Raw genomic sequence first — 22,839 nt, 5'->3', positions numbered from 1 at the left:
GAAGTTACCCTTTGGAAGGCTCAGTGGCCGGTAATGCTGTCGGCAATTGCCGCGAGCTTTGAGGTGTGCGGCAGGCCGGCGAACTCACGCCTGTCTGCCATACGGTAGAGTTGGTACATGGAGTGCACGCCAAGCCAGCGGAACGGCTCCGGCTCCCATTCGCGCACGGTACGGTTGACCCATGGAAGGCCCGTCAGTTCCGTTTCTCGGTTCAGGATCAGGTCGGCAAGCGTGCGACCGGCGAGGTTGGAACTGGAGACGCCGAGGCCGACATAGCCGCCCGCCCAGCCGATGCCCGTGGAGCGGTCGAAGCCTGCCGTCGTGCACCAGTCGCGCGGCACGCCGAGCACACCGCACCAGGCATGATCGATCCTCAGCGATTTGGTTTGGGGCAGGAGACGGGTCAGGATGCCATAGAGCTGGTCGATGGTCGCCTGCTGCGTCTGGCCGTTGACGTCCGTCTTCGAGCCGTAACGGTAGGGTACGCCGCGTCCGCCCATGGTGATACGGCCTTCCCGGGTGCGCTGGGCGTAGCAATAGGCATGCGCTGCGTCGCCGAGCAGTTCATGTCCCTCCCAGCCGATCTCCCGCCAGAGCGCTTCCGGTACCGGTTCCGTGACGATCTGTGCGCTGTTCAGCGCCAGCCAGGTGCGCTCGAAGCCGGGCAGGCCTGCGGAAAATCCTTCCGTCGCGCGGATGATGACGGGAGCACGTACTGTACCGCGATCCGTCTCGACGCGGCCCTTCTCGAAGCGGGTGACGGTCGTGCCCTCGTAGATCCACGCTCCCAGTGCCTCGACGACGCGGGCGAGGCCACGCACCAGCTTGGCCGGCTGTACCCGCGCCATTCCCCGGTAAGACACCGCCCCCTGAATATTGGCAAGGCGAATACGCGCCGCAGCCTGTTCCGCGGACAGGAGTTGTATGCGTTCTCGCGGTACCTGCCAGTCGAGGGCGTATTGATATTCCTGGCGTATCCGTTTCATCTGGGCCGTATTGGTGGCAGCAATGAGATTGTCGACGCGGATAAGGTCGGCATCTATGCCCTCGACCTTGGTGACACGCTCGACCTCGTCGACCGTGCCGGCCATGGCGTTCTGCATGTCGACAACGGCGCCTCGACCGGAGGTCTTTTCATACTTTTCCCGCGACCAGCTGAAGCCGCCCGAAAGCCAGCCGCCATTGCGGCCGGAAGCGCCGAAGCCCGCGAATTCCCGCTCGACGATCACGACGTCGAGCGAAGGATCGGCCTTCTTCAGGTAGTAGGCTGTCCAGAGGCCGGTATAGCCCGCGCCAATGATGCAGACATCGGCCTCGCGATCACCGGGCAGGGGAGGGCGCTTTTCCGGAATGCCGCCGATATCGGCATACCAGAAGGAGATGTTACCGTTGGTCTTGATGTCCATGGGGATGCTTTCTGGTTCAGGTCAGCGTCACGTCGGCGCTGGTATCATCGGGCAGGAGAATGGGATCGGTGGGCAGGAAGGCGATGTCGACCGCGTCGCCGATGGAAAACTCGGCCTCGCCGAGGGAGCAGCGGACGACGGCGCCTGTCCCGTCTGCGAGCCGCACCTCGTATTTCGAGCCGGAACCCAGATAGATCGCTTCGATGACATTGCCGGACAACCTGTTTTCGCCATCTGCCGCTTCTGCGCCGGATCGTTTTAGTGCCATGCGTTCGGGTCGAAGCAGGAAGACCGGGCGGGCATCGCCGCTGATGCGGCCGTGGGCGACGATCCTCTGATCGCCGATCGTCATGATCGTGTCGCCATCGGAAATCTCGGTTTCGCCACGCAGAATGGTGGATTCGCCGATGAAGCGGCCGACGAAGAGTGTTGCGGGGCTGTCATAGAGCTCGCGGCCCGTGCCGATCTGTTCGATGCGGCCGCCATTGAAGACGGCGATGCGGTCGGAAAGCACCAGCGCCTCTTCCTGATCATGGGTGACGTAGACGAATGTGGTGCCGAGTTCGCGATGAATGCGCTTGATCTCAAGCTGCAGCCATTCGCGCAGTTTCTTGTCGAGGGCGCCGAGCGGCTCGTCCATCAGGAGCAGCGGCGGATCGAAGACCAGCGCTCGCGCCAGCGCCACCCGCTGCTGTTGACCGCCGGAAAGCTCGTTCGGATAGCGATGGGCGAAATCCGCCATCTTCACCATGTCGAGCGCGCGCTTTACACGAGCCTCCCGGTCCTTCCCCTTTATCCCGCGAAGCATCAGCGGATAGGCGACATTCTTTCCGACCGTCATGTGCGGGAAGAGCGCATAGTGCTGGAAGACGACGCCGATATTGCGCTTGTGTGACGGCAGACCGGTGACGCTCCTGCCGCCGATTTCGAGAGTGCCGGAACTGATGTCCGTAAAGCCGGCGATCAGGTTCAGCGTCGTCGTCTTGCCGGAGCCGGAGGGGCCAAGCAGCGTCATGAACTCGCCGGGGCGGATGTGAAGATCGATGTCGTTCAAGGCGGTAAACGCGCCATAGCGTTTTGTCGCCTTGCTGATTTCGATCGCGGCGCCGGCCGATTGTCTGGTTGCGGTCATGGTCATGTCCTTCCGCGGCGCATGCCGAACAGCAGGCCGGCGATGATGATGAGCGACGTTGCGAAAAACAGCAGTGTACCAACGGCTGCGACGGTCGGGTCCGCATCGCGGGTGATCGAGGTGTAGATCTGCACCGGCAGGGTCTTGAGGTAAGGACTGGTGATGAACAGCGCCACGATGATCTCGTCGAACGAGGTGATAAAGGCAAAGAGCGCGCCTGAGAGGATGCCCGGCAAGATCAGCGGCAACGTCACGGTGCGGAACACCGTCAGCCGGCCTGCTCCAAGACTGGCGGCTGCAGTCTCCAGCCGCCGGTCGAAGACTTCGAGGCTGGCCTGTACCGCAATCAGCACGAAGGGGATGGCGAGCATCGTATGCGCCAGAACGAAGCCAGTGACGGTGCCAACGAGATGTGCGTCGAGATAGACCGCATAGATGCCGATCGCCAGCACGACACCCGGCACGACCATCGGCGTGATCAGAAGCGCGCGCAGCAAGCCACCGACGCGTGTGGTGGCTCTCGTGATGCCGAAGGCGGCAAGCGTGCCGAGCACCGTTGCCACCACAGCGACGATGAGCGCGATAGCAAGCGAATTGGAAAAACTCGTGGTCCAGTCCGGATTGCGGAAGAAGTTTTCATACCATTGCCAGGAGAAGCCGACCGGGGGGAAGGCGAGTGACTTGTTGCCGTTGAACGACATCGGGATCACGACCAGCGTCGGCGCAAGCAGAAGCACGGCAACAAGCAGGCAGAAAAGACCGAGAAGAACGCGGGAGAACAAGGGCATCTCGTTACGCCTCCCTGCGTGAGGAGGTGTGCTTCTGGCGCATCAGCGGAGCGGCGATGGCAAGAAGCACGAAGGTCGCGACCAGAAGGACAACGCCCATGGCGCCGCCGCGACCCCAGTTGAGGAGGCTCAGCACCTGGTTCTGTACGAGGGAGGAAAGCATGTTGCTGCGTGGTCCGCCGAGCAGGGCGGGCGTGATGTAAAAGCCGAGAGACAGAATGAAGACGATGATGGCGCCCGCATAGACGCCGGGGAGCGACAGCGGCACGTAGACCTGGAGAAAAGCTTTCCACGGTTTTGCGCCGAGGCTTCGGGCGGCCTGCAAGAGGCGTGTGTCGATGCCCCTCATCACGGAATAGATCGGCAGGATCATGAAGGGCAGCAATACCTGCGTCATGCCGATGATGACGCCGGGCATCGTCCGGATCAGCTTGACCGGTGAAAGACCGAGGCTGCGCAGGAAGGAATTTATCACGCCGGAATCCTGCAGGAGGATAACCCAGGCGAGCGTACGCACCACGCCGCTCAGCCAGAAGGGCACGAGTACGCAGAGGATGAGCGCGAGGCGCAGGTTCCGGCCGACGATAGTCATCGCGTAGGCGTAAGGGTAGGCGCAGATGAGGGAGGCGAGCGTGACCCAGGCTGCGACAACGAACGTCCTTTGCAGCACGGTGCGGTTTACCGCGGACTGGAAGAACCAGACATAATTGGCGAGGCCGGGCGCAGGGTCGGTGAAACTGCGCAACACGACGATGCTCAGGGGGTAGGCGAGCGCGGCGAGAAGCACCAGCACGGCCGGTGCGGCAAGCCACACTGCGCCGCGCGGCCGGAAACGCGAAAGCGGGGCGGGCTGGGCTGAACCGGCCACGGGGCCGGTCTTCAGGCCTCCGTCGGGGGTAGTGGTCATGGACATCTCCCGTGTTGGAGACAGGCCCGGCTCCGGCCGGGCCTGCGGTCAATCAGCGGCTCAGTTGCCCGAAAGCAGCGCGTTCCACTTCTCGGCGGCGAGGTCGTAATTCTTCACCCAGAACGGGATGTTCTGCTGGTAGCCCTGTGCGATGCGCTCGGGCGTGCTGGTGAGGAAGGCGGCCGTCGCATCGTCCACCTTCGGCTTGGCGTCCATGTTGATCGGCGTATACGAGGTCTTCTCGGTCAGGATCGCCTGGGCGTTCGCACCGAGATAGGCGTTGAGCAGCGCATAGGCCGCATCCGTGTCCTTGACGCCGACCGGGATAGTCATCTGGTCCATGACGACGAGCCAGTCTTGCCAGACGGGCGTGTATTTGGCGCCGTTCTTCACCGCAGTCATGGCGCGGCCGGTCCACATCATGACCATGTCGGCTTCGCCGGACTCGGCGAGCTGCTGGGATTCCGCGCCGGTCTTCCAGTAGATCGTGTCGGGACCCAGATCGCGCAGCTTTTGGATGCCCTTTTCGATGTCTTCGGGCGTCATTGCCTTCGGGTCGCCGCCGGTCGCCTTGAAGGCCTGCTCGATCAGCCCGCCTGTCGGATCGCCGGAACCGTCGATGGCGCGCACGCCGGGAAATTTTTCCGTATCGAAGAAATCGGCCCAGCTCTTCGGCGGGTTATCCTTGTAAGTTTCGTTCTTGTACATGAGAACGACGCCGTAGTTCATCGCCGGAACCGAGCACTCGCCGACCTGGCCCGGCGGGATTTTCGAGATGTCGAGTTTTGAAAAATCCAGTTTCTGGAACAGCGTCCCGCAATGGACATAGGGCGGCAGGTCGGCGGTGTCGACGACGTCCCAGGTGACGTTGCCGGCATCGACTTGCGCCTTCAGTTTGGCAATTTCGGTCGGGCCGTCGTTGAGCAGCGTGACGCCGGACTTGTCCACGAATTCCTTGAGAGCGGCGACCTGACCGTCCTGATAGATGCCGCCATAGGAGACGAAGGTCAGCGTCTTGCCCTTGAGCGATCCTTCCTTCACTTCGCCGGCGACCGGTTTTTCCTGCGCGAAGGCCGGCAAAGCCAGGGCACACGTCATCGTTAGGGCCAAGGCCCTCGCAAATTTCTTCATCGTTGATACTCCCAGTAACGCTCGTTTCCGTTGTTCCCGCCGCGGCTACGAGCCGGGCCGTGGCAGGTATTTGTCCAAGTCATCAGCAACGCTGGTAGGCGGCGCAATCATCCAGATAACTTCGGCCGGTTCCCTGCCGATATTGACGGTCTTGTGCGGAACCGAGGTCGGATATTCGATGCTGTCGCCGGCCGACAGCACATGGCGCTCTTCGCCGAGGGTAAGCTCGACCTCGCCGCGTATCACGAAGAAGAGTTCATGCGAATCTCCGTGGCTATAGGGCTTGTCGCCCGTTGAGCCACCCGGATCGAACTCGCCGATATAGACTTCCATGTCGCGGATCGGTCGTCGCGAAAGAAGCATTTTGCGATAACCTTCGGCCGGCGGAAGCGCGGGTCGTTCGTGTTTTCGCAGGACGCGGCCAACGGGCGGCGCTGCGTCTTCGAACAGGTCGGAAAGGCTGATCCCGAGTGCACCGGCAATACGCATCAGTGTGCTGATGTTCACGCCGCTCAGCCCTCGCTCGAGCTGGCTGAGAAAGCTCGCGGTGGTCCCGGTCGCATCCCCCAGCGCCCGGAGCGACATTCGGCGAGCCGTGCGGAAAGCTTTGACCTTCTCGCCGATGACGGCCTGATTTTTCGACGTTGCTGCGATGTCGTCCATGGCCCGCTCCTTACTTAACACCATATTAAGTAAGTCCGGGATTTGCAATGGGGAGCGGTGATAATTCGGCGTCTTCAAGAAAGCGGAGAATCCGCCCTCTCGCCCGTGCTTACCGGAAAACATATGCCCTGTGCGGGTAACCGACCTCCCTTGATCTGGCGGAAACGGTCGACCCCTCCGTTAAACTCTTCTGGACGGAAGATAAATGGATGTGTATTCAATAATGAAATTACATTCAATTTTCTGGAGGAGAGGATGAATCTGGAACTCGATGGGGCGTCGCGCCTGTGCTTTGTGATTGGTGATCCGATCGCGCAGGTAAAATCGCCGGCGGGGGTGAGCGAGATGCTGCAGGCAAGGGGACAAAACGCTCTTTGCGTTCCCGGCCATGTCGCTCCGAAGGACCTTGCAGCTTGCTGGGCGGGTCTGAAGACCCTCCAGAATCTTGACGGCGTTATCATCACCGTCCCGCACAAGATCGCGGCGATTTCGATGGCGGACCGGCTCTCCGAACGGGCCGCTTTTCTTGGGGCAGTCAACACGCTTCGGCGCACGGCCGAAGGCTGGGAAGGCGATATGTTCGACGGTCTCGGCCATGTGTCCGCGCTGATGAAGGCCGGCTGCGTGCTGGAAGGCCGGCGCGCCATCCTTGCCGGCGCCGGCGGCGCGGGCAGCGCCATCGCCCATGCCCTCGTTCTTGCGGGGGTGTCGGAGCTTGCCATTCATGAAATGGACGCTGCGCGCCGAAACAGCTTGATCGAAAGGCTCTCGTCGCTCGGCCAGGCGAGGATTTTCGCCGGAAGCGCCGACCCGACCGGTTTCGATGTGGTGGTCAACGCGACACCCGCCGGCATGAAGGAAGGCGATCCGCTTCCTTTCGACGGCGACAAGCTTACGCCGTCCATGTTCATCGGCGAGGTCATCACTCAGCCGGCGATCTCTCCGTTCGTTGCCCGGGCGCGCCGGATCGGTTGCAGCGCGATCACCGGTGTCGACATGTTCGTCGAGGTCCGCGACCTCATGGTCGATTTCCTTTGCGCGGAGTGAGGCGGATATGACGAGACAATTCGGGTTGGCATTTCTCACGGTCGCCGATCTTTCCCCCGCCGCGGCTATCCGTGTCGCAGCGGAAACCGGTTACTCCACCGTCGGTCTTCGTTTGCTGCCTGCGGCCGCGAGCGGCGAGGGACCCTATCCGGTCCTTACCGACAGGGCTGTTTTGGCAGAGGCGCAGTCCGCGCTCGACAATACTGGCGTCAAGGTCGGAGACGTCGAAATCGTCCGGCTGAAACCGGAAACGCGCCCTGAGGACTTTCTGCCGTTTCTCGAATGCGCGCAGGCACTCGGGGCCGCGAACATTCTCGTCGCTGGCGACGATACGGAACACGGGCGATTGATCCAGACCTTCGCGGCCTTTGCAGAACTTGCCGCCCGCTACGAACTGACCGCGGACCTCGAATTTATGCCCTGGACCGGCGTGCGCAATGCTGCTGAGGCGCTCGCTATCGTGGATGCCGCCGGTCAGCCGAATGGTGGTGTCCTGGCCGATGCCCTTCATTGGGATCGTACAGGAGGCGACATCGAGGAACTGCGGCGAATCCCGCGGGAGCGCATTCATTATTTCCAGCTATGCGATGCGCCCCGCGATTACGACCCGAGCGATGCCGGATTGATTTCGATTGCCCGCGGCGGTCGTCTCTTTCCGGGCGACGGTGGCATCGACCTGCGGTCCTTTGTTCGGGCCTTGCCGGCGGATGTTCCGGTCAGTGTGGAGGTGGCGTCGGTCGACCTGATGAAGCGCCTGACGCCGCGCGAGCGCGCGGAGAGAGGGCTTGCATCGGCAAGGCGCGTTATTCAATATTCGGAATGAAATTATTAAATTGAATATCATTCCAATTTATGTATAAAGGAGAGGAGGAAACGGGAAGTACGCGCCGGCGAGGAGAGGCGCGTTTCTCCAAAGCACCGGAAGTCTTGTCTCCGTCGTTTCGGCGGGGTCGGCTGTTTGCGCTCCTGAGGAGGAGGTAGATGAGCGGAGAGAATGCAACGGGCAAACAGGCCGCCGCCGAAGTCGTGTGCGACGTTCTGGTGATCGGGTCGGGAGCGGCCGGCCTTTCGGCCGCCGTCGTTGCCGCGCATTCGGGCCTTGATGTTATCGTCGTGGAAAAGGCCGACGTGTTCGGAGGGACGAGTGCCTATTCCGGCGGCTGGCTTTGGGTGCCGAACGCCCCTCATGCTGTCGCCGCCGGCTGCGGAGAAGACCCCGAGGGGCCGAAGACCTATTTGCGCGCCGTTCTCGGCAATCGCTACGACGAAACGATGATCGGTGCCTTTCTTGAGGCCGGTCCCCGGATGCTGGATTTCCTGGAGAAAAATACGGAGGTCCGTTTCAGCCCGGGGAGCGGGGTGCCGGATTTCCATGGAACCCTGCCGGGCGCGGCAACCGGCTGGCGGTCGGTGGTCGCCGCCCCCTATGACGGGCGAAAACTCGGTTCACTGATGGCGAAGCTGCGGCCGCCGATCAGGGAGACAACTTTTTTTGGCATGGGTATCGCCTCCGGCGTCGACATGCGCATGTTTCTGACGGCGCTGCGTTCGCGGAAGGCTTTCTTCTATGTCACGCGGCGCGTGCTCAAGCATGTTCGCGATCTTGTCGTGCATCGGCGCGCCATGCAACTCGTCAACGGCAATGCGTTGATTGCCAGGCTGCTGCGTTCTGCGGTGGATGCCGGCGTTGAGCTTCGGTCCAGCACACCGGCGCGCGCGCTGATGCGTGAGGGACGCCGGGTTACGGGTGCGATACTGGAAACGAAGGCGGCCCCGATCCGCGTGAAGGCGCGGCGCGGCGTCGTCCTCGCTGCCGGCGGCTTTCCGCACGATCGGCGCCGTCTTCACGATCTCCTTCCCCATGTGCAAACCGGTACCCCGCATGAATCGGCGGCCCCTGACAGCAACAGTGGAGATGGACTGCGGCTCGCCGAGAGCGTCGGCGGACGCGTATCCACGACGCTTGCCCATGCCGCGGCCTACGCGCCTGTGTCCCTGGTTCCCCGTCCGGATGGCAGTATCGGACGTTTTCCGCATCTGGTGGAACGCGGCAAGCCGGGCGTCATTGCGGTGACTGCCGCAGGCAGGCGTTTCGTGGATGAGGGTGGGCCTTATCACGACTATGTCCGCGAGATGATTGCCGCGACTGCGCCGGGCAAACCCACGGTGTCCTGGTTGATCTGCGACCGCCGGTTTCTCAGACGTTACGGTCTCGGTGCGGTGAAGCCCGCGCCGGTTCCGATCGGCCGGTTTCTGAAAAATGGATATTTGACCGAAGCGCCGACGATCGCCGAACTGGCGAAACGCTGCGACATCGATCCAGTCGCATTGGTGAAGACCGTCGAAGCCTTCAATCACCATGCGGCGAAGGGTGATGACCCGGAATACCACCGGGGCACGACGCCGTACCAGCGGGTGCAGGGCGATCCGGACCACAAGCCGAATCCCTGCCTCGCCCCGATCGAGCGCGCTCCCTTCTATGCCGTCAAGGTCGTGCCGGGCAGTCTCGGCACGTTTGCCGGCATCGAGACGGATGCGCAGGCTCGCGTGCTTGACGGGTCCTGTATGCCGATCCCGGGCCTTTTTGCCGTCGGCAACGACATGAACAGCATCATGGGTGGGCATTATCCGAGCGGTGGCATCACGCTCGGACCGGCCATGACATTCGGATTTATCGCCGCCGAGACCATTGCAGCCGACGCGGCGCAAGACGGGCATAAGGGGAGGAGAGAGCATGCGGTCTGACGATAACCGGGAGATAGCCGAAGAGGTGGATCTTCTCGTCTGCGGTGCCGGCGCGGGCGGCATGACCGCCGCCCTCATTGCAGCGCTCGAGGGCATGGACGTCGTCCTCGCCGAAAAGACAGCGCAGGTCGGTGGTACGACCTCCACTTCGGGCGGCACGACCTGGGTGCCGGGTACGCATCTTTCGGAACTGGCCGGGGTGCCCGACAAGGTCGAGGACGCGCGCGCTTTCCTAGACTCCGTGGTCGCGAACCGGGGCGGTGCGCGCCTGCGGGAGGCCTTTCTCGACTCCGGCCGTGCGGCGATCGAGGAACTGGATCGCAAGACCGATGTGAAGTTTGTCGCCTCGGCCGCCCACCCGGATTATCTCGATGGTCCGGGAGCCGCCTATGGCGGTCGCGCTCTGGCGCCCGTGACTTTCGACGGGCGGCTCCTGTCTCCTCAAGACTTTGACCGTGTGCGCCCTCCGCGCCGCGAGTTCCTGGGGCTCGGCGGCATGATGGTGGGGCGAAACGAACTCGGCGCGCTGCTGTCGCCCTTCTCCTCCGTCGCCAATCTGCGCAGCACGATCGAGATCGTCGGCCGCTACGCGCTGGACCGCCTGCGCTATCGGCGGGGGACACGGCTTCTGATGGGCAATGCCCTGGTGGCACGGCTGCTCCACAGCCTGCGCAAGGAAAATGTGCGGATTCTGTTCGAGGCTGGTGTGAAGGAACTGATCGTCGAGCATGGCCGCGTTATCGGCGCGGTGCTGGAAGGCCCGGCTGGAGAGCGTCGTGTCCGCGCCCGCAAGGGCGTCGTTCTGGCGACGGGCGGGGTCTGCTGGAACCGCAGGATACGTGAGCGCCTCTTCCCGGCCGGCACCCGCGATTATGCGCTCGGTCCGGAAACGAACACGGGTGACGGCGCCGATGTGGCAACTGCTATTGGCGCGCGTTTCGACGACGGAGGCGACAGCCCGGCGCTCTGGATGCCATGCTCGTCCTATCGCCGCCCCGACGGCACGCTTGCGGTCTGGCCGCATATCATTCTCGACCGTGCCAAGCCCGGCATTTTCGCCGTCGATAAAAACGGACGTCGTTTCGTCAATGAGGCGAATTCCTATCACGATTTCGCCATGGGCCAGCTCGCCAGCGGAGCAATTCCCGCTCATCTCGTCTGTGACGCAGTCTTCATGCGTCGCTACGGCATGGGGATGATCCTCCCCGGAGCGGGCAATCTCAGGGCCATGCTCAGGGCGGGCTATGTGATCGAGGCAAAATCGCTGGCCGAGCTGGCGTCGAAGATCGGCTGCGATCCCAAGGCACTCGCGGAAACAGTCGACGCCTATAATCGGGCCGCCGCTTCCGGCGTGGACCGGGAGTTCGGCCGTGGCGGGACGGTGGTGAACCGTTTCAACGGTGACGGGGAGGCCGGAGGCTTCAATCCCTGCCTCGGTCCGGTTGGAGCCGGTCCCTATTACGCCATGGCCGTTCGTCCGGCAGATCTCGCCTCGAGCGCCGGGCTTGCAGGCGACGAATTCGGCCGTGTGCTGGGAGAAGACGGGGAACCGATCCCCGGCCTCTATGCCTGCGGCAACGATCTCGCTTCGATCTTCCGCGGCACCTATCCCGGCCCGGGTACCACTCTCGGTCCCGCCATCGTCTTCGGCTGGCGGGTCGCCAAGCATGCTGCGGGCAAGTTGAAGAATATTGCGGCGGCCGCGTGAAGGCTGCGACAGATGAAAGGACAGTTCATGCAACGTTATGAAATCGCCACGCTTTCCACCGCCATGGGGGCGGCCGCCAAAGCCGCCCCTGCAATCGAGAGCTTCGCGGCGGAAGGCAAGGGCAGGCTGCTCGGCATCTTCTATGCCGATATCGGTGTGCTCAATCGTGTCCTCGTCTTACGGGGTTTCGACACGGCGGCCGATTATGACGCGGAACGCGAGCGCACCTTGCGGGCCGGCAACCCCTTCGGATCGGCGGAATGGCTGACCGGGCTGGACCTCGAGGGCTATGCGCCGTTTCCCTTTTTGCCGCCGGTCGAGACCGGTACGTTCGGCCCCGCCTACGAGTTCCGTACCTACGTGCTGAAAACCGGCGGGCTCGAACCGACTATCAAGGCCTGGGAAGCTGCAGTGCCGGCACGCACCGAACTGTCGAAACTGACCGTCTGCATGTACGGCCTCGATGGCAGGCCGCGCATGACCCATATCTGGCCTTTTTCGTCCGTCAACGAACGCGGCCAGATCCGCACCGACTCCGTGGCGCAGGGTGTGTGGCCGCCGAAGGGCGGACCGGACTGGCTGACCACCGACATGCGCTCGACCATCGCCTTTCCGACGGCAAATTCGCCGCTGAAGTGAGCCGGCGACAAACGAGAAGAAAGGCTCGCATCCTCGGCGATGCGGGCCTTCTTTGTGTCGGGACCGTCAGGCCCGCTTGTGCAGGCCGGGAAAATAACGCGATCCGCTCGCGGCAATGCCGATTTCCTCTGCCGCACGGGCAAGATGAGGTGCAAGTTCTTCCATTCGCTCCGGCGTCATGCGAACCGCTGGTCCGGCGATCGATAGGCAACTGATGACCTGGCCGTTGCTCAAGACCGGCATGGCCATGGCAGCCATGCCGACGATGTAGCTGTTGACCGAGACGGCATAGCCGCGCTTCCGGGTCTCGGCCAGAATCTCCAGAAGTTCGGTGATGGTCCTCGGCGCACCTGGTCCGCTCGGCTTGCCCGTTTTGGCGAGACCTTGCCGGGAAACACGTTCAAGCGCCTCTTCGTCGCTCATGGAAGCGAGCCATGCCTGTCCGCCGGCGCTTGAGGCAAGATGGACGACGACGCCCTGTTCCTGGCCGGGATCGTATCGCAGGCCTCCGGTTGCCCCCTGTGCGACCGCAACCCAGATCAGGTCGTCGCCATCGATCACCGAAAGGCGAATCAGTTCGCCGCTGGTCTGCGCCAGCCGGTCCAAAATCGGTTGCGCCACGTCGCCCACACCCGTTCGGCCGAGAAAGCCCACGCCGAGGGCGGCGAGTTTCATGGTCAGCGCGTAGTCGCCCTGGTCCTGCACTTGCCGTACATAACCCAGTCTTATCAACTCGTTGAGCGTGCGGTGAACCCCGCTCGCCGGCTGGTTTACCTGCTGGGCGATGGTGGACACGGAAAGGCCGCCGGGTTTGGCCGCAAGAAGCTCGATGATGGTCAGGGATTTTTCAAGAGTACTCATGTGCTTTCCAATCTGGATTACCATTCCAGTTTTGGCATGCGCTGGTGGCCAGTCAAGGTTTTTCCATCGGCATCGGCCGGAATATGTCGGCCAAAGAAAAAGCCGCATGCGATTTCCGCATGCGGCTTTTCCGGGAGGAGGGCGTCAAAGGATGTCAGGCGGCTTCCAATGCGATGGCGACGCCCTGTCCGACGCCGATGCACATCGTGGCGAGTGCCTTCTTCTTGCTTGTAAGGGACAGTTCAAGGGCCGCCGTCCCGGCTATGCGCGCTCCCGACATGCCGAGCGGGTGGCCAAGCGCGATGGCGCCTCCGTTCGGGTTGGCGCGCGGATCGTCGTCGGCAATGCCAAGCGTGCGAAGCGTTGCAAGACCCTGGGAGGCGAAAGCTTCGTTGAGTTCGATTACATCGAGATCCGCTGCCTTCCACCCGATACGGGCAAGCAGCTTCTGCGAGGCCGGCGCCGGCCCGATTCCCATGATGCGCGGCGGAACGCCGGCTGTAGCGCCACCAACAATCCGGGCAATCGGGGTGAGACCATATTTCTTCGCCGCCGCTGCCGAGGCGACAATCAGTGCCGCCGCACCGTCGTTAACGCCTGAGGCGTTGCCGGCCGTCACTGTCGCGCCGTCCATCCGGTTCACAGGCTTCAATTTGGCCAGTGCCTCGATGCTGGTGGCGCGGGGGTGTTCGTCTCGCGTCACTGCCAATGGCTCCCCCTTCTTCTGAGGAATGACGACTGGAACGATCTCCCTCTCGAGGCGGCCGTTCTCCTGAGCCGCAGCGGCCTTCGCCTGGCTGCGCACAGCAAATGCGTCCTGATCCTCGCGCGAGACGCGATAGTCGATTGCGACATTGTCACCGGTCTCCGGCATGGAATCGACGCCGTATTGCGCTTTCATCTGCGGATTGACGAACCGCCAGCCGATGGTGGTGTCGTAGATCTCGGCCTTGCGGGAAAAAGCGGCGTCCGCCTTCGGCATGACGAAGGGCGCGCGGCTCATGCTCTCGACCCCGCCGGCAATCATAAGTTCCGCTTCGCCCGATCTGATGGCGCGCGACGCGGTGATGACGGCGTCCATCCCCGAGCCGCAGAGGCGATTGATGGTTGTTCCTGTCACCGAAACTGGCAGCCCGGCCAAAAGTAGCGACATGCGGGCGACGTTACGGTTGTCTTCGCCGGCCTGGTTGGCGCAACCGAAGATCACGTCGTCCACCGCTTCCCAATCCACGGAGCGGTTGCGCTCGACGAGTGCCCGAAGCGGGATTGCGCCGAGGTCGTCGGCCCTGACCGAAGAAAGCGCGCCGCCGAAGCGACCGATGGGCGTGCGGATGTAATCGCAGATGAAAACTTCTGTCATGGGAAATTCCTCACAAATCCGGTGCCACGAGATCGATGACCGTGCCGTCGATGTGCAGCTTCGCTCCGGTCATGGCCTGAAGTGCTTCCAGGCTGATGCCCGGCAGCTTCTCGCGCAGCACGAACCGGCCATCGACGATGTCGATCACGGCATGGCTGGTATAGATCCGGGTGATGCAGCCGACGCCGGTCAGGGGAAAGGTGCAGCGTTCCACCAGCTTCGGCTTGCCGTCCTTGGTGACGTGTTCGGTGATGACGAAAACCTGTTTTGCACCATGCACCAGATCCATGGCGCCGCCGACAGCGGGCACCCCCTTCGATCCGACGCGCCAGTTGGCGAGATCGCCGTTTTCCGCGACCTGATAGGCACCGAGGATCGCTACGTCGAGATGCCCCCCGCGTACCATGGCAAAGCTGTCGGCGTGATGGAAGAAGGCCGCGCCCGGCTTCAGCGTCACCGCCTTCTTGCCGGCATTGATGAGATCCCAGTCTTCCTCGCCCTCGGACGGCGGCTCGCCGAAATCGAGAATGCCGTTCTCGGTGTGGAAGATCGCCTGCCGGCCCGGCGGCTGGTAACGCGCCACCATTTCCGGGAAGCCGATCCCGAGATTCACATAGGCGCCATCCTGAATGTCCTGCGCGGCGCGCCAGGCGATCTGGCCGTTGGAAAGCTTTATGTCGTCTTGGGCTTCGGCGATCATGCGTAAACGGCTCCCGACCGGATGAGAACTTCTTCCTGTTGCGGATTGGCGATCTCGACCACGCTGTCGACGAAAATGCCGGGCGTGACCACCTGCTCCGGGTCTATGCCGCCGAGCGGCACAAGTCTGGAAACCTGCACGATGGTCTTTGCCGCCGCCATGCACATCAGGGGGTTAAAGTTGCGGGCGGCCTTGTTGTAGGTGAGGTTGCCGTGGATATCGCCGACATGCGCCTTGATGAGGGCGAAATCGGCCTTCAGCCAGCGTTCCTGAACGTAGGAGCGGCCGTCGAAGTCGGCAATCACCTTGCCCTCGGCCAGTTCCGTGCCGTAGCCGGTCGGCGTGTAGAAGGCGGGAATTCCCGCCCCGCCTGCGCGAATGCGTTCTGCAAGTGTGCCCTGCGGCACGAGTTCCAGTTCGATCTTGCCCGCCAGATAGGCGTCGGTGAAGGCGCGGGGATCGGATGAGCGCGGGAAGGAGCAGATCATCTTCTTCACCATGCCGGCGTCGATCATCGCGGCGATGCCGATGCGACCGTTACCGGCATTGTTGTTGATGACGGTAAGCCCCTTGGGCCCCTTGTCGATCAACGCATGAATGAGCTCGATTGGTGCGCCGGAGCCGCCGAAGCCGCCGATCATCACGGTCGCGCCATCGCCGATCCCGGCGACGGCCGCTGCCGCGCTCGCGATTGTCTTGTTCATGTTCGAAACCTCCATGCAGCGCCGGATGCCCGGGCAGGGTCGGCGCTGTTTCCGGTGCTGAAATTAAGGCCGTTGGCCGCTCGACGGCAACCGATTTGTGCGTTATATGATTTTTGTTCGGTTATCGCACAAAATGGAGATATGCCATGACGGTCAAGGAACGGGACATCATGGGCGGTCTTGCCAAGGGGCTCAGGGTAATCGAAGCGTTTAGCGCCGAGCGCCCGCGCCTTTCCATTGCGGAGGCCGCCGAAATCGTGGGGCTTGATCGAGCCACTACACGCCGGTGCCTGCTGACGCTTTCGGAACTGGGCTACGCCGCTTACGACGGCAAGTTCTTCACGATGACGCCCCGCGTGCTGCGGCTCGGAACGGGATGCCTTGCGACCATGCCTTTGCCGCGCATTGTGCAACCGACGCTTAATCGGCTGTCGGAGGAAATTGGCCAAAGCACCTCCGTCTCGATCCTCGACGGCGGTGAGATCGTCTACGTGGCGCGCGCCGCCCAGCGGCGCGTCATGTCGATAGCCCTGATGCCCGGTTCACGGTTGCCAGCCTATTGCACGTCGATGGGGCGTGTGCTGCTCGCTGCGCTTTCGCCGGAGGAGGCGAGGCTTGTGCTGGACGCCTCGCCGCGCCCGGCGAGAACGCAGCGCACGGTCACGGATGTGGATGCCTTGATGGCCGAACTGGAGGCCGTACGGGAAAGCGGCTACGCCCTCATCGATCAGGAAGTGGAGATCGGCTTGCGTTCCATTGCCGTGCCGTTGAAGACCATGCGCGGCAAGACGATTGCGGCCCTCAATGTGGGATTGGCTGCCACCGCCGAACCGGCCGACATCCTAGTGGAACGCTACCTGTCGTCCCTGCTTGCCGTGCAGGCCGATCTGGCGGGCATGCTGACCTGACCGGGTCAGTAGGGCAGACCGACATAGTTTTCGGCAAGCGCCGTCTGCGCAGCCTTCGAACCGGCGAGATAATCGATTTCCGCTTCCTGCATGCGGTCCAGAAAATCTCCCTCGTCGGGAAAATTATGCAGCATGCGGGTCATCGACCAGGAGAAGCGCGAGGCCTTCCAGACGCGGGCGAGCGCAGTGGCCGAATAGGTCTTCAGCAGCCCTTCGTCGCCAGCGTAGCGGGCGATCAGCGCCCGGGATAGATAGTAGACGTCCGAGGCAGCAAGGTTCAGCCCCTTGGCGCCGGTTGGGGGCACGATATGGGCCGCATCTCCGGCAAGATAGAGACGCCCCCAACTCATCGGCTCGGATATGAAGCTGCGAAGCGGTGCGATGGATTTTTCGATGGAAGGCCCGGTTTCGAGCGTATCCGCAAATTCCGGGGGGAGGCGCTTGCGCAGTTCGTCCCAGAAGGCCTCGTCGCTCCAGTCCTGCGGCCTGTCGGTCAGCGGCACCTGCAGATAATGACGGCTGAGATGCGCATTTCGCATGGAGCAGAGCGCAAAGCCTCGTTTCGAACCGGCATAGACCAGTTCGTGATAAAGCGGTTTCGTTTCCGAAAGGATGCCGAGCCAGCCAAAGGGATAGACATGTTCGTATTCCCGCCGGGTGTCTTCGGGAATGGTGCGGCGGCTTACGCCGTGAAAACCGTCGCAGCCGGCGATGTAGTCGCAGTCGATGCGATAGCCCTGTCCGTTCCGGGTAAAGGTCACATAGGGCGCATCGCCATCGGCGCCGTGGATTTCGACACCTTCGGCCTCGTGAAAGACCGGGGCTTCCGTACGATCCAGTTCGGCGTAGAGGTCGCGCGTTACTTCCGTCTGGCCGTAGATCGTCACCGTGCTGCCGGTCAATGTCTTGAAGTCGATGTGGACCTTCCGGCCATGGGCCGCGATGACCGTGCCCTCATGGACGAAGCCCTCGGTGTCGAGCCTCTTGCCCACGCCCGCTTCGCGCAGGAGATCGCAGAGCCCCTGCTCCAGAACGCCGGCGCGAATGCGTGCCAGCACGTAGTCGCGCGTGCGCTGCTCTACAACCACGACGTCGATGCCGGCCCGGCGAAGAAGCAGCGCCAGAAGCAAGCCGGACGGACCTCCACCAATGATAACGACCTGATGACGCATATTTTTCTCCTTCCGGATTTCTTTAAAGTGGCGAAAAGGCAAGGGGCCGAAGGATGATGTGATCCACGCCCCGAAAGGGTTCGACGGGCACGGGATCGGCGTTGCGCGGCATGAGCGAGCAAGGGCCGCCGGAGCAGCCTGACAGGCTTTCCCACACGGCGATTGCCCCGGGCACGGCAAATCCCGAGACGAGTGCTGCGCAAGCGGACGCGAAGAGTGGGGCTCCGGCTTCCCGGGCCACCCTTATCGTTTGCCGGTTTCGAAGTATCGTCTCGAATGCGGGCGATGAGGTCAGAAGGCGCAGAAAACGGTTCTCCTGCTCTTCCACCAGCGCGAAGGCGCGGGGGATGAAACCCTTGATCCAGGCTTCCTCCGTCGCAAGCGAGGCTCGGCAAGCCTCGCGCTCTGCCCAGTCCGCGTAGCTCCAGAGGTGGTGGATCGTGTTGAGCGGTCCGGTTTCTCCCAGCCAGTAGCCTGTCAGCGGCAGATGCCGCGTCACGAGCGGCAGGCCCTCGTCGGCCAGAAGGGCGAGATATTCCGGAGCCGCGCCGGGCTTCAGCCGATAGCTTCGCCATTCATGGATCATGTCGTCCTCCCTCGCCCGGGAAACTGCGCAAGGAAGGCGATTTGGGAAATGGACGAAGCGTCGGAAAGATTGGATGATGTCCGGCGCAGAAGGGTTCAGGCCTCCTGGCGAAGGGCCTGCTTGCGGAATGCCCCGGGCGAAAGGCCGACGCGCTGTGTGAAGAAGCGGTTGAAATAAGCCGGGTCGTCGAAGCCGGTTATGTGCGCCACCTGTGCGACGTTGCTTTCGGTGTAAACGAGGTAACGCTTGGCTTCGATCACAATGCGCTCGTAGAGCAGGTCCGAAGCGGTCTTTCCGGCGCGCGTCTTGCAGGCGGCGTTCAGCCGAGCCTGGGTAACGGCGAGACGACCGGCATAAAAGGTGAGCGAGCGCTCATTGCGGAAATGTTCCTCCAGAAGCGCACGATAGCGCACCAGCAGGTCGTAGTCGCGGTCGGGTGTCGCGATGCCGGGGTCGTCATGCGTGACGAACAGCCTGAGCACGACCACGAGAATACGCATGTACTGCGCCATGATCGCCGTGCGCCGACCCGGCGCCGACCAGATGAATTCGCGATGCAGCCATTCAAAGGTATCGTTGACGGCCGGAATGCTGACGCCCGTGCCCTCAAGGGGGTAAACGGCGGGCCTTTCCGCTGCCTTGGCCAGGCGCGGATCGGATGAGGATGCGGCTTTCAGGCAGCCGAGCGCGGCGGTCACAACGAAGCCATCCGTACCGGGATCAAAGTCGATCTGGTGAACGATGCCAGCCGGCACGACAAGGATGCCGGGCACGGTAATCGGAAGAACGCGGTCCTCCATGCGGATCGTTCCGCCGCCGCTCTTCACCAGCAGCACCTGCATGTGATCGGGATGGGCGTGCGGACGAATTCTCCAGTCGTTGGGGCCAGATCGGTCGCGGATCGGTTCCACATGAAGGAAGTCGAGTTCCACATCTGCGCCTTGATCGCCATATAGATAGTAATGCGGAATCCCGCTCAAGGCTTCCTGCGCCATCATTCCTCCCGAAAATCGCTGATGCGAATTGTGCAACAATTGCGTCGGTGCGTCCATTGGTCCGATCGGGGTCGCAAGTTAGCAAAGATCAATGCCACACAGACAGGGAGGAACCGATGGAGCGGCCTAGCGAGGAAGAGTGCGTCTGCGACGTGCTGGTCATAGGATCGGGCGCGGGCGGGCTTGCCACCGCCATAACCGCGAAAAAGCACGGGCTCTCCGTGATCGTCATCGAGAAGGAGCCGGTCTACGGCGGTACGACCGCCTTTTCCGGCGGTGTGCTGTGGATACCGGGCAACCGTCACGGCAAGGCAAACAATCCTGCCGACACACGCGAAGCCGCTCGACGCTACCTGAAGGCCGAAACCGGCAACTGGTTCGATGATGCGTCTGTCGATGCGTTTCTGGAGGCCGGTCCGAAAATGCTCGACTGGTTCGAAAAGGAAACCGCGGTGCAGTTTCTGCCGACGCTCTATCCCGATTATCACCCCACGGTGGACGGCGGCGTCGAGGTGGGCCGCTCGGTGCTGGCCGCGCCGTTCGATACGAGCGCGCTCGGGGACGATCTGAAGCGACTGCGTCCGCCGCTTTCGACGATCACCTTCATGGGCATGATGTTCAACTCCTCGAATGCCGACATCAAGCATTTCTTCAACGCCACGAAGTCGCTGGCTTCCTTCGTCTATGTGCTGAAGCGTCTTGCCGCGCATGCGGGCGAAGTCGCGCGTTACGGACGGGGCGTGCAGGTGACGAGCGGCAATGCGCTCGCAGCGCGACTGGCAAAAAGCTGCTTCGATCTCGGCATTCCGATCCTCACCGAAACACCGGCGCTGCGTCTCGTCAAGAAAGACGGTCGCGTGACCGGTGCCGAGGTAGGGAGAAGGCAACCGCGCATCATCACTGCCCGCCGCGGTGTGGTGCTCGCCTGCGGCGGCTATGCTCAAGATCTCGCCCGAAGGGCTGAGGTTTACGGGCATCTTAAGGCCAGAGCGGCGGGACACTATTCGCCGGTGCCGGAAGGCAATACCGGTGATGGTATCCGCCTCGGCGAAGAGGTGGGCGGGGCATTCGACGCCATCTTCCCGCAGCCGGCGGCCTGGATGCCGGTGAGCCGCGTGCCGGGACGAGGCATTTTCCCGCATCTGCTCGATCGCTACAAGCCGGGGATGATCGCGGTTCTTTCGAACGGACGCCGCTTCACCAATGAGAGCGAGAGCTATCACGATGTCGGTGCGGCGATGGTCGAAACCGGCGAGGCCTCGGCCTGGCTGATCTGCGATCATCGCGCCATCCGCAAGTATGGCCTGGGCCATGCCAAGCCTGCGCCCATGCCGCTCGCCCCCTGGCTGCGCTCGGGATATCTGAAGAAGGGGCGAAGGCTTGCCGATCTTGCCCGCGCCTGCGGCATCGATGCCGGCGGACTGGAGGCGACGGTCGCGGATTTCAATCGCGGTGCCCGACACGGTCTGGATGAACAGTTCCATCGCGGGGAGACCGCGTTTAACCGCTATCTCGCCGACCCAGAAAACAGGCCGAATGCCTGTGTCGCGCCCATCGAGCAGGGACCGTTCTATGCGGTGAAGATGGAAATGGGTGACCTCGGCACCTTCGACGGGCTGAAGACCACCGTTCCCGGAGAGGTTCTCGATCGCCAGGGCGCGATCATTCCCGGCCTCTTCGCCGTCGGCAACGACCGGGCTTCGATCATGGGCGGAAACTATCCCGGCGCAGGCATCACGCTCGGCCCTGCCATGACCTTCGGCTGGATCACCGGCCGTTATCTCGCCGGTGTCGCATTCGAAAAGACCAACAGGGAGAACGCCGCATGAGCTGGCTTGCATTGCAGGGAAAGACCGCCGTCATCACCGGCGCCGGCGGGGGTATCGGTCAGGCGCTGGCCCACGCCTTCGCCGGGCAGGGAGTTCGCGTCGTATTGCTCGATCGGGATGATGAGCGTACGCGGCCACTCGCCGCCGAAATCGGCAATGGCGCCTTCGCGCTCGCCTGCGACCTCTCGAAAACGGATGAAATTGCCGCCGCGGCTGAAAAGGTCGAGGCCGCCGGAGGAGCCGACATTCTCGTCAACAATGCCGGAATCCTGAGGCCGGGTCCGCTCGAAAGCGTGTCGGAGGCTGACTGGTCGGCGATGCTCGCGGTAAATCTCACCGGTTATCTTGCGGCCGCGCAGGCCTTTGGCAAGGGGATGATCGAGCGGGGAGAGGGCGCCCTCGTTCATGTGGCGAGCATCGCGGGTTCGCAGCCCCAGCCGGCGAGCGGAGCATATTCCGCCTCCAAGGCGGCTATTCTCATGCTGTCGCGGCAGCTTGCTTACGAATGGGGAGCGAAGGGCGTCCGGTCGAATACGCTCAGCCCCGGCCTCGTACGCACACCGTTGTCCGAAGCCTTCTATCGTGACGAGGCGGTCAAGGCGAAGCGCGAGGCGATGGTGCCGCTTGGGCGGATCGCGACGCCCCAGGACATGGCGGATGTGACGCTCTTCCTCGCTTCTCCGCGCGCCTCCTACGTATCCGGCCAGGATATCGTCGTCGATGGCGGGTTGTCGCAGGTGCTGATGGGGCTTGTGCCGAGGCCCGGCTATGTCTGAAGTCAGATACGCTCTGGTCACCGGCGGGGCTGACGGGATCGGCCTTGCCATTTCGCAGGCGCTGGCCGCAGCCGGCTATCGCGTCACCATCGCCGATCTCGACGGTGACAAGGCCGCGATGCGGGCGGACGAACTGGGCGAGGGCCATCGCGGCTTCGCCTGCGACATCACCGACGAGGCGCAGGCGGCGTCGGTTTGCGCCGCCGCTCCATTCGACGTCCTGGTGAACAATGCCGGCATCGGCGATAGCCACCTGCCGACGCTGGAACAGGAGATCGATGCTTTTCGAAAGGTGCTCGACGTGCATCTTTCCGGCACCTTTCTCATGTCGCGGGAGGTCGGCAGGGGCATGCTTGCACGACGTTCGGGCGCCATCGTCAATCTTTCATCCATCGCCGGGCTGACCGGCTTGCCGAAGCGTAATGCCTATGGTGCCGCCAAGGCAGGCATAGTCGCCATGACGCGGGCCATGGCCTGCGAATGGGCCGGCAGGGGTGTTCGCGTAAACGTCGTCGCCCCCGCCTTCGTGGAAACAGCACTGGTCAGAAAACTTGCCGATGCCGGCCGTATCGATCTGCCGACATTGCGCCGCCGCACACCCATCGGCCGGCTCATCCGGGCGGAGGAGGTGGCGGCAGCCGTTGCCTTTCTTGCTTCTCCGGCCGCTTCCGGCATTACCGGCGCCGTGCTTCCGGTCGATGGCGGCTGGACCGCTTTCGGCGATTTCGGAGACGCATCGGCGGGCTAGAAGCCACCAAATGGACAACAGGAAAGGCCCGGCG

Annotated in this window: 22 protein-coding genes; 9 read left to right on the top strand and 13 right to left on the bottom strand. The window is 62.9% G+C overall.

Translation table 11 applies throughout. From position 1 onward, the window contains the following. Window positions 1–20: 20 nt before the first annotated feature. The 6 genes from ACLBKR_RS22205 to ACLBKR_RS22180 all read right to left on the bottom strand — a co-directional run bounded on the left by ACLBKR_RS22205 (window position 21) and on the right by ACLBKR_RS22180 (window position 6,105). A complete protein-coding gene (locus tag ACLBKR_RS22205; protein WP_113446857.1) occupies window positions 21–1,406 on the bottom strand; it encodes an NAD(P)/FAD-dependent oxidoreductase in 1,386 nt (461 codons plus the stop codon). A 16-nt stretch (window positions 1,407–1,422) separates the two neighbouring features. Continuing rightward, a complete protein-coding gene (locus ACLBKR_RS22200) occupies window positions 1,423–2,538 on the bottom strand; it encodes an ABC transporter ATP-binding protein (RefSeq protein WP_113340028.1) in 1,116 nt (371 codons plus the stop codon). A 2-nt stretch (window positions 2,539–2,540) separates the two neighbouring features. Next, window positions 2,541–3,326 (bottom strand): ABC transporter permease, encoded by a 786-nt coding sequence (locus ACLBKR_RS22195; protein ID WP_113425637.1) that lies wholly within the window; start codon window positions 3,324–3,326, stop codon window positions 2,541–2,543. Window positions 3,327–3,330: 4 nt separating this feature from the next. After that, window positions 3,331–4,233 (bottom strand): ABC transporter permease, encoded by a 903-nt coding sequence (locus ACLBKR_RS22190; RefSeq protein WP_162757704.1) that lies wholly within the window; start codon window positions 4,231–4,233, stop codon window positions 3,331–3,333. 60 nt (window positions 4,234–4,293) lie between these two features. Next, window positions 4,294–5,331: an extracellular solute-binding protein gene (locus tag ACLBKR_RS22185; RefSeq protein WP_414902096.1), complete on the bottom strand. Its 1,038-nt coding sequence runs from the start codon at window positions 5,329–5,331 to the stop codon at window positions 4,294–4,296. 78 nt (window positions 5,332–5,409) lie between these two features. Then, window positions 5,410–6,105, bottom strand: coding sequence for a helix-turn-helix domain-containing protein (locus tag ACLBKR_RS22180; protein WP_414902094.1), 696 nt, complete (start codon window positions 6,103–6,105; stop codon window positions 5,410–5,412). 177 nt (window positions 6,106–6,282) lie between these two features. On the opposite strand from ACLBKR_RS22180, the gene ACLBKR_RS22175 reads away from it, so the two are divergent. The 5 genes from ACLBKR_RS22175 (at window position 6,283) to ACLBKR_RS22155 (ending at window position 12,166) form a co-directional block, all read left to right on the top strand. Next, window positions 6,283–7,074: a shikimate dehydrogenase gene (locus ACLBKR_RS22175; RefSeq protein WP_113444217.1), complete on the top strand. Its 792-nt coding sequence runs from the start codon at window positions 6,283–6,285 to the stop codon at window positions 7,072–7,074. Between the two features lie 7 nt (window positions 7,075–7,081). Next, entirely contained in the window at window positions 7,082–7,897 is an 816-nt protein-coding gene (locus ACLBKR_RS22170; protein ID WP_113425633.1) for a sugar phosphate isomerase/epimerase family protein, read from the top strand. Window positions 7,898–8,055: 158 nt separating this feature from the next. Next, a complete protein-coding gene (locus tag ACLBKR_RS22165; RefSeq protein ID WP_414902091.1) occupies window positions 8,056–9,819 on the top strand; it encodes an FAD-dependent oxidoreductase in 1,764 nt (587 codons plus the stop codon). Further along, complete coding sequence (locus ACLBKR_RS22160; protein ID WP_113446859.1) at window positions 9,809–11,527, top strand: FAD-dependent oxidoreductase; 1,719 nt, start codon at window positions 9,809–9,811, stop codon at window positions 11,525–11,527. The genes ACLBKR_RS22165 and ACLBKR_RS22160 overlap by 11 nt, the downstream gene beginning before the upstream one ends. Window positions 11,528–11,554: 27 nt before the next feature. Next, on the top strand, window positions 11,555–12,166 hold the full coding sequence (locus ACLBKR_RS22155; protein WP_113446860.1) for an NIPSNAP family protein: 612 nt from the start codon (window positions 11,555–11,557) through the stop codon (window positions 12,164–12,166). Between the two features lie 66 nt (window positions 12,167–12,232). On the opposite strand, the gene ACLBKR_RS22150 is transcribed toward ACLBKR_RS22155, so the two are convergent. The 4 genes from ACLBKR_RS22150 to ACLBKR_RS22135 form a co-directional block, all read right to left on the bottom strand. Then, the gene (locus ACLBKR_RS22150; protein ID WP_113446861.1) at window positions 12,233–13,027 is read right to left on the bottom strand and encodes an IclR family transcriptional regulator; all 795 of its coding nucleotides are present in this window, start codon (window positions 13,025–13,027) and stop codon (window positions 12,233–12,235) included. Window positions 13,028–13,181: 154 nt separating this feature from the next. Then, complete coding sequence (pcaF, locus tag ACLBKR_RS22145) at window positions 13,182–14,387, bottom strand: 3-oxoadipyl-CoA thiolase (protein ID WP_113444220.1); 1,206 nt, start codon at window positions 14,385–14,387, stop codon at window positions 13,182–13,184. Between the two features lie 10 nt (window positions 14,388–14,397). Next, window positions 14,398–15,087: a CoA transferase subunit B gene (locus tag ACLBKR_RS22140; protein ID WP_113446862.1), complete on the bottom strand. Its 690-nt coding sequence runs from the start codon at window positions 15,085–15,087 to the stop codon at window positions 14,398–14,400. Next, window positions 15,084–15,791 carry a 3-oxoacid CoA-transferase subunit A gene (locus ACLBKR_RS22135; RefSeq protein WP_112829894.1) on the bottom strand — a complete coding sequence of 236 codons (708 nt, stop codon included), beginning with the start codon at window positions 15,789–15,791 and terminating at the stop codon, window positions 15,084–15,086. The genes ACLBKR_RS22140 and ACLBKR_RS22135 overlap by 4 nt, the downstream gene beginning before the upstream one ends. A gap of 146 nt (window positions 15,792–15,937) precedes the next feature. Here ACLBKR_RS22135 and ACLBKR_RS22130 point away from each other — a divergent pair, with 146 nt between their 5' ends. After that, complete coding sequence (locus ACLBKR_RS22130) at window positions 15,938–16,699, top strand: IclR family transcriptional regulator domain-containing protein (protein ID WP_113446863.1); 762 nt, start codon at window positions 15,938–15,940, stop codon at window positions 16,697–16,699. A gap of 5 nt (window positions 16,700–16,704) precedes the next feature. Here ACLBKR_RS22130 and pobA read toward each other — a convergent pair whose 3' ends face one another. The 3 genes from pobA to ACLBKR_RS22115 all read right to left on the bottom strand — a co-directional run bounded on the left by pobA (window position 16,705) and on the right by ACLBKR_RS22115 (window position 19,455). Then, window positions 16,705–17,871 (bottom strand): 4-hydroxybenzoate 3-monooxygenase, encoded by a 1,167-nt coding sequence (gene pobA / locus ACLBKR_RS22125; protein WP_112829794.1) that lies wholly within the window; start codon window positions 17,869–17,871, stop codon window positions 16,705–16,707. 22 nt (window positions 17,872–17,893) lie between these two features. After that, window positions 17,894–18,457, bottom strand: a complete 564-nt coding sequence (locus tag ACLBKR_RS22120) for an NIPSNAP family protein (RefSeq protein WP_113425629.1) — start codon at window positions 18,455–18,457, stop codon at window positions 17,894–17,896. A gap of 95 nt (window positions 18,458–18,552) precedes the next feature. Continuing rightward, window positions 18,553–19,455, bottom strand: a complete 903-nt coding sequence (locus ACLBKR_RS22115) for a helix-turn-helix domain-containing protein (RefSeq protein WP_414902086.1) — start codon at window positions 19,453–19,455, stop codon at window positions 18,553–18,555. A 113-nt stretch (window positions 19,456–19,568) separates the two neighbouring features. Between ACLBKR_RS22115 and ACLBKR_RS22110 the strand changes: the two genes are divergently transcribed. From ACLBKR_RS22110 to ACLBKR_RS22100, 3 genes are read left to right on the top strand one after another with little or no spacing between them, the layout of a single operon-like run. After that, window positions 19,569–21,281, top strand: a complete 1,713-nt coding sequence (locus tag ACLBKR_RS22110) for an FAD-dependent oxidoreductase (protein ID WP_113446864.1) — start codon at window positions 19,569–19,571, stop codon at window positions 21,279–21,281. Next, on the top strand, window positions 21,278–22,057 hold the full coding sequence (locus ACLBKR_RS22105) for an SDR family oxidoreductase (protein WP_113446865.1): 780 nt from the start codon (window positions 21,278–21,280) through the stop codon (window positions 22,055–22,057). The genes ACLBKR_RS22110 and ACLBKR_RS22105 overlap by 4 nt, the downstream gene beginning before the upstream one ends. Then, window positions 22,050–22,805: an SDR family oxidoreductase gene (locus tag ACLBKR_RS22100; RefSeq protein WP_113446866.1), complete on the top strand. Its 756-nt coding sequence runs from the start codon at window positions 22,050–22,052 to the stop codon at window positions 22,803–22,805. Before ACLBKR_RS22105 ends, ACLBKR_RS22100 begins: the two co-directional genes overlap by 8 nt. Window positions 22,806–22,839: the final 34 nt, after the last annotated feature.

Origin of the sequence: Paenirhizobium cremeum (assembly GCF_047553425.1) — a bacterium.
Classification (GTDB): Bacteria; Pseudomonadota; Alphaproteobacteria; order Rhizobiales; family Rhizobiaceae; genus Allorhizobium; species Allorhizobium cremeum.
The sequence above is the reverse complement of the archived record's forward strand: the minus strand, read 5'-3'. Positions and strand labels throughout refer to the sequence as shown.

Bases quoted from the DNA above. Each gene is read 5' to 3' on its own strand.
- ACLBKR_RS22205 (WP_113446857.1), bottom strand. From the start codon at position 1,406: ATGGACATCAAGACCAACGGTAACATCTCCTTCTGGTATGCCGATATC.
- ACLBKR_RS22200 (WP_113340028.1), bottom strand. From the start codon at position 2,538: ATGACCGCAACCAGACAATCGGCCGGCGCCGCGATCGAAATCAGCAAG.
- ACLBKR_RS22195 (WP_113425637.1), bottom strand. From the start codon at position 3,326: ATGCCCTTGTTCTCCCGCGTTCTTCTCGGTCTTTTCTGCCTGCTTGTT.
- ACLBKR_RS22190 (WP_162757704.1), bottom strand. From the start codon at position 4,233: ATGACCACTACCCCCGACGGAGGCCTGAAGACCGGCCCCGTGGCCGGT.
- ACLBKR_RS22185 (WP_414902096.1), bottom strand. From the start codon at position 5,331: ATGACGTGTGCCCTGGCTTTGCCGGCCTTCGCGCAGGAAAAACCGGTC.
- ACLBKR_RS22175 (WP_113444217.1), top strand. From the start codon at position 6,283: ATGAATCTGGAACTCGATGGGGCGTCGCGCCTGTGCTTTGTGATTGGT.
- ACLBKR_RS22170 (WP_113425633.1), top strand. From the start codon at position 7,082: ATGACGAGACAATTCGGGTTGGCATTTCTCACGGTCGCCGATCTTTCC.
- ACLBKR_RS22165 (WP_414902091.1), top strand. From the start codon at position 8,056: ATGAGCGGAGAGAATGCAACGGGCAAACAGGCCGCCGCCGAAGTCGTG.
- ACLBKR_RS22160 (WP_113446859.1), top strand. From the start codon at position 9,809: ATGCGGTCTGACGATAACCGGGAGATAGCCGAAGAGGTGGATCTTCTC.
- ACLBKR_RS22155 (WP_113446860.1), top strand. From the start codon at position 11,555: ATGCAACGTTATGAAATCGCCACGCTTTCCACCGCCATGGGGGCGGCC.
- ACLBKR_RS22150 (WP_113446861.1), bottom strand. From the start codon at position 13,027: ATGAGTACTCTTGAAAAATCCCTGACCATCATCGAGCTTCTTGCGGCC.
- pcaF (WP_113444220.1), bottom strand. From the start codon at position 14,387: ATGACAGAAGTTTTCATCTGCGATTACATCCGCACGCCCATCGGTCGC.
- ACLBKR_RS22140 (WP_113446862.1), bottom strand. From the start codon at position 15,087: ATGATCGCCGAAGCCCAAGACGACATAAAGCTTTCCAACGGCCAGATC.
- ACLBKR_RS22135 (WP_112829894.1), bottom strand. From the start codon at position 15,791: ATGAACAAGACAATCGCGAGCGCGGCAGCGGCCGTCGCCGGGATCGGC.
- ACLBKR_RS22130 (WP_113446863.1), top strand. From the start codon at position 15,938: ATGACGGTCAAGGAACGGGACATCATGGGCGGTCTTGCCAAGGGGCTC.
- pobA (WP_112829794.1), bottom strand. From the start codon at position 17,871: ATGCGTCATCAGGTCGTTATCATTGGTGGAGGTCCGTCCGGCTTGCTT.
- ACLBKR_RS22120 (WP_113425629.1), bottom strand. From the start codon at position 18,457: ATGATCCATGAATGGCGAAGCTATCGGCTGAAGCCCGGCGCGGCTCCG.
- ACLBKR_RS22115 (WP_414902086.1), bottom strand. From the start codon at position 19,455: ATGATGGCGCAGGAAGCCTTGAGCGGGATTCCGCATTACTATCTATAT.
- ACLBKR_RS22110 (WP_113446864.1), top strand. From the start codon at position 19,569: ATGGAGCGGCCTAGCGAGGAAGAGTGCGTCTGCGACGTGCTGGTCATA.
- ACLBKR_RS22105 (WP_113446865.1), top strand. From the start codon at position 21,278: ATGAGCTGGCTTGCATTGCAGGGAAAGACCGCCGTCATCACCGGCGCC.
- ACLBKR_RS22100 (WP_113446866.1), top strand. From the start codon at position 22,050: ATGTCTGAAGTCAGATACGCTCTGGTCACCGGCGGGGCTGACGGGATC.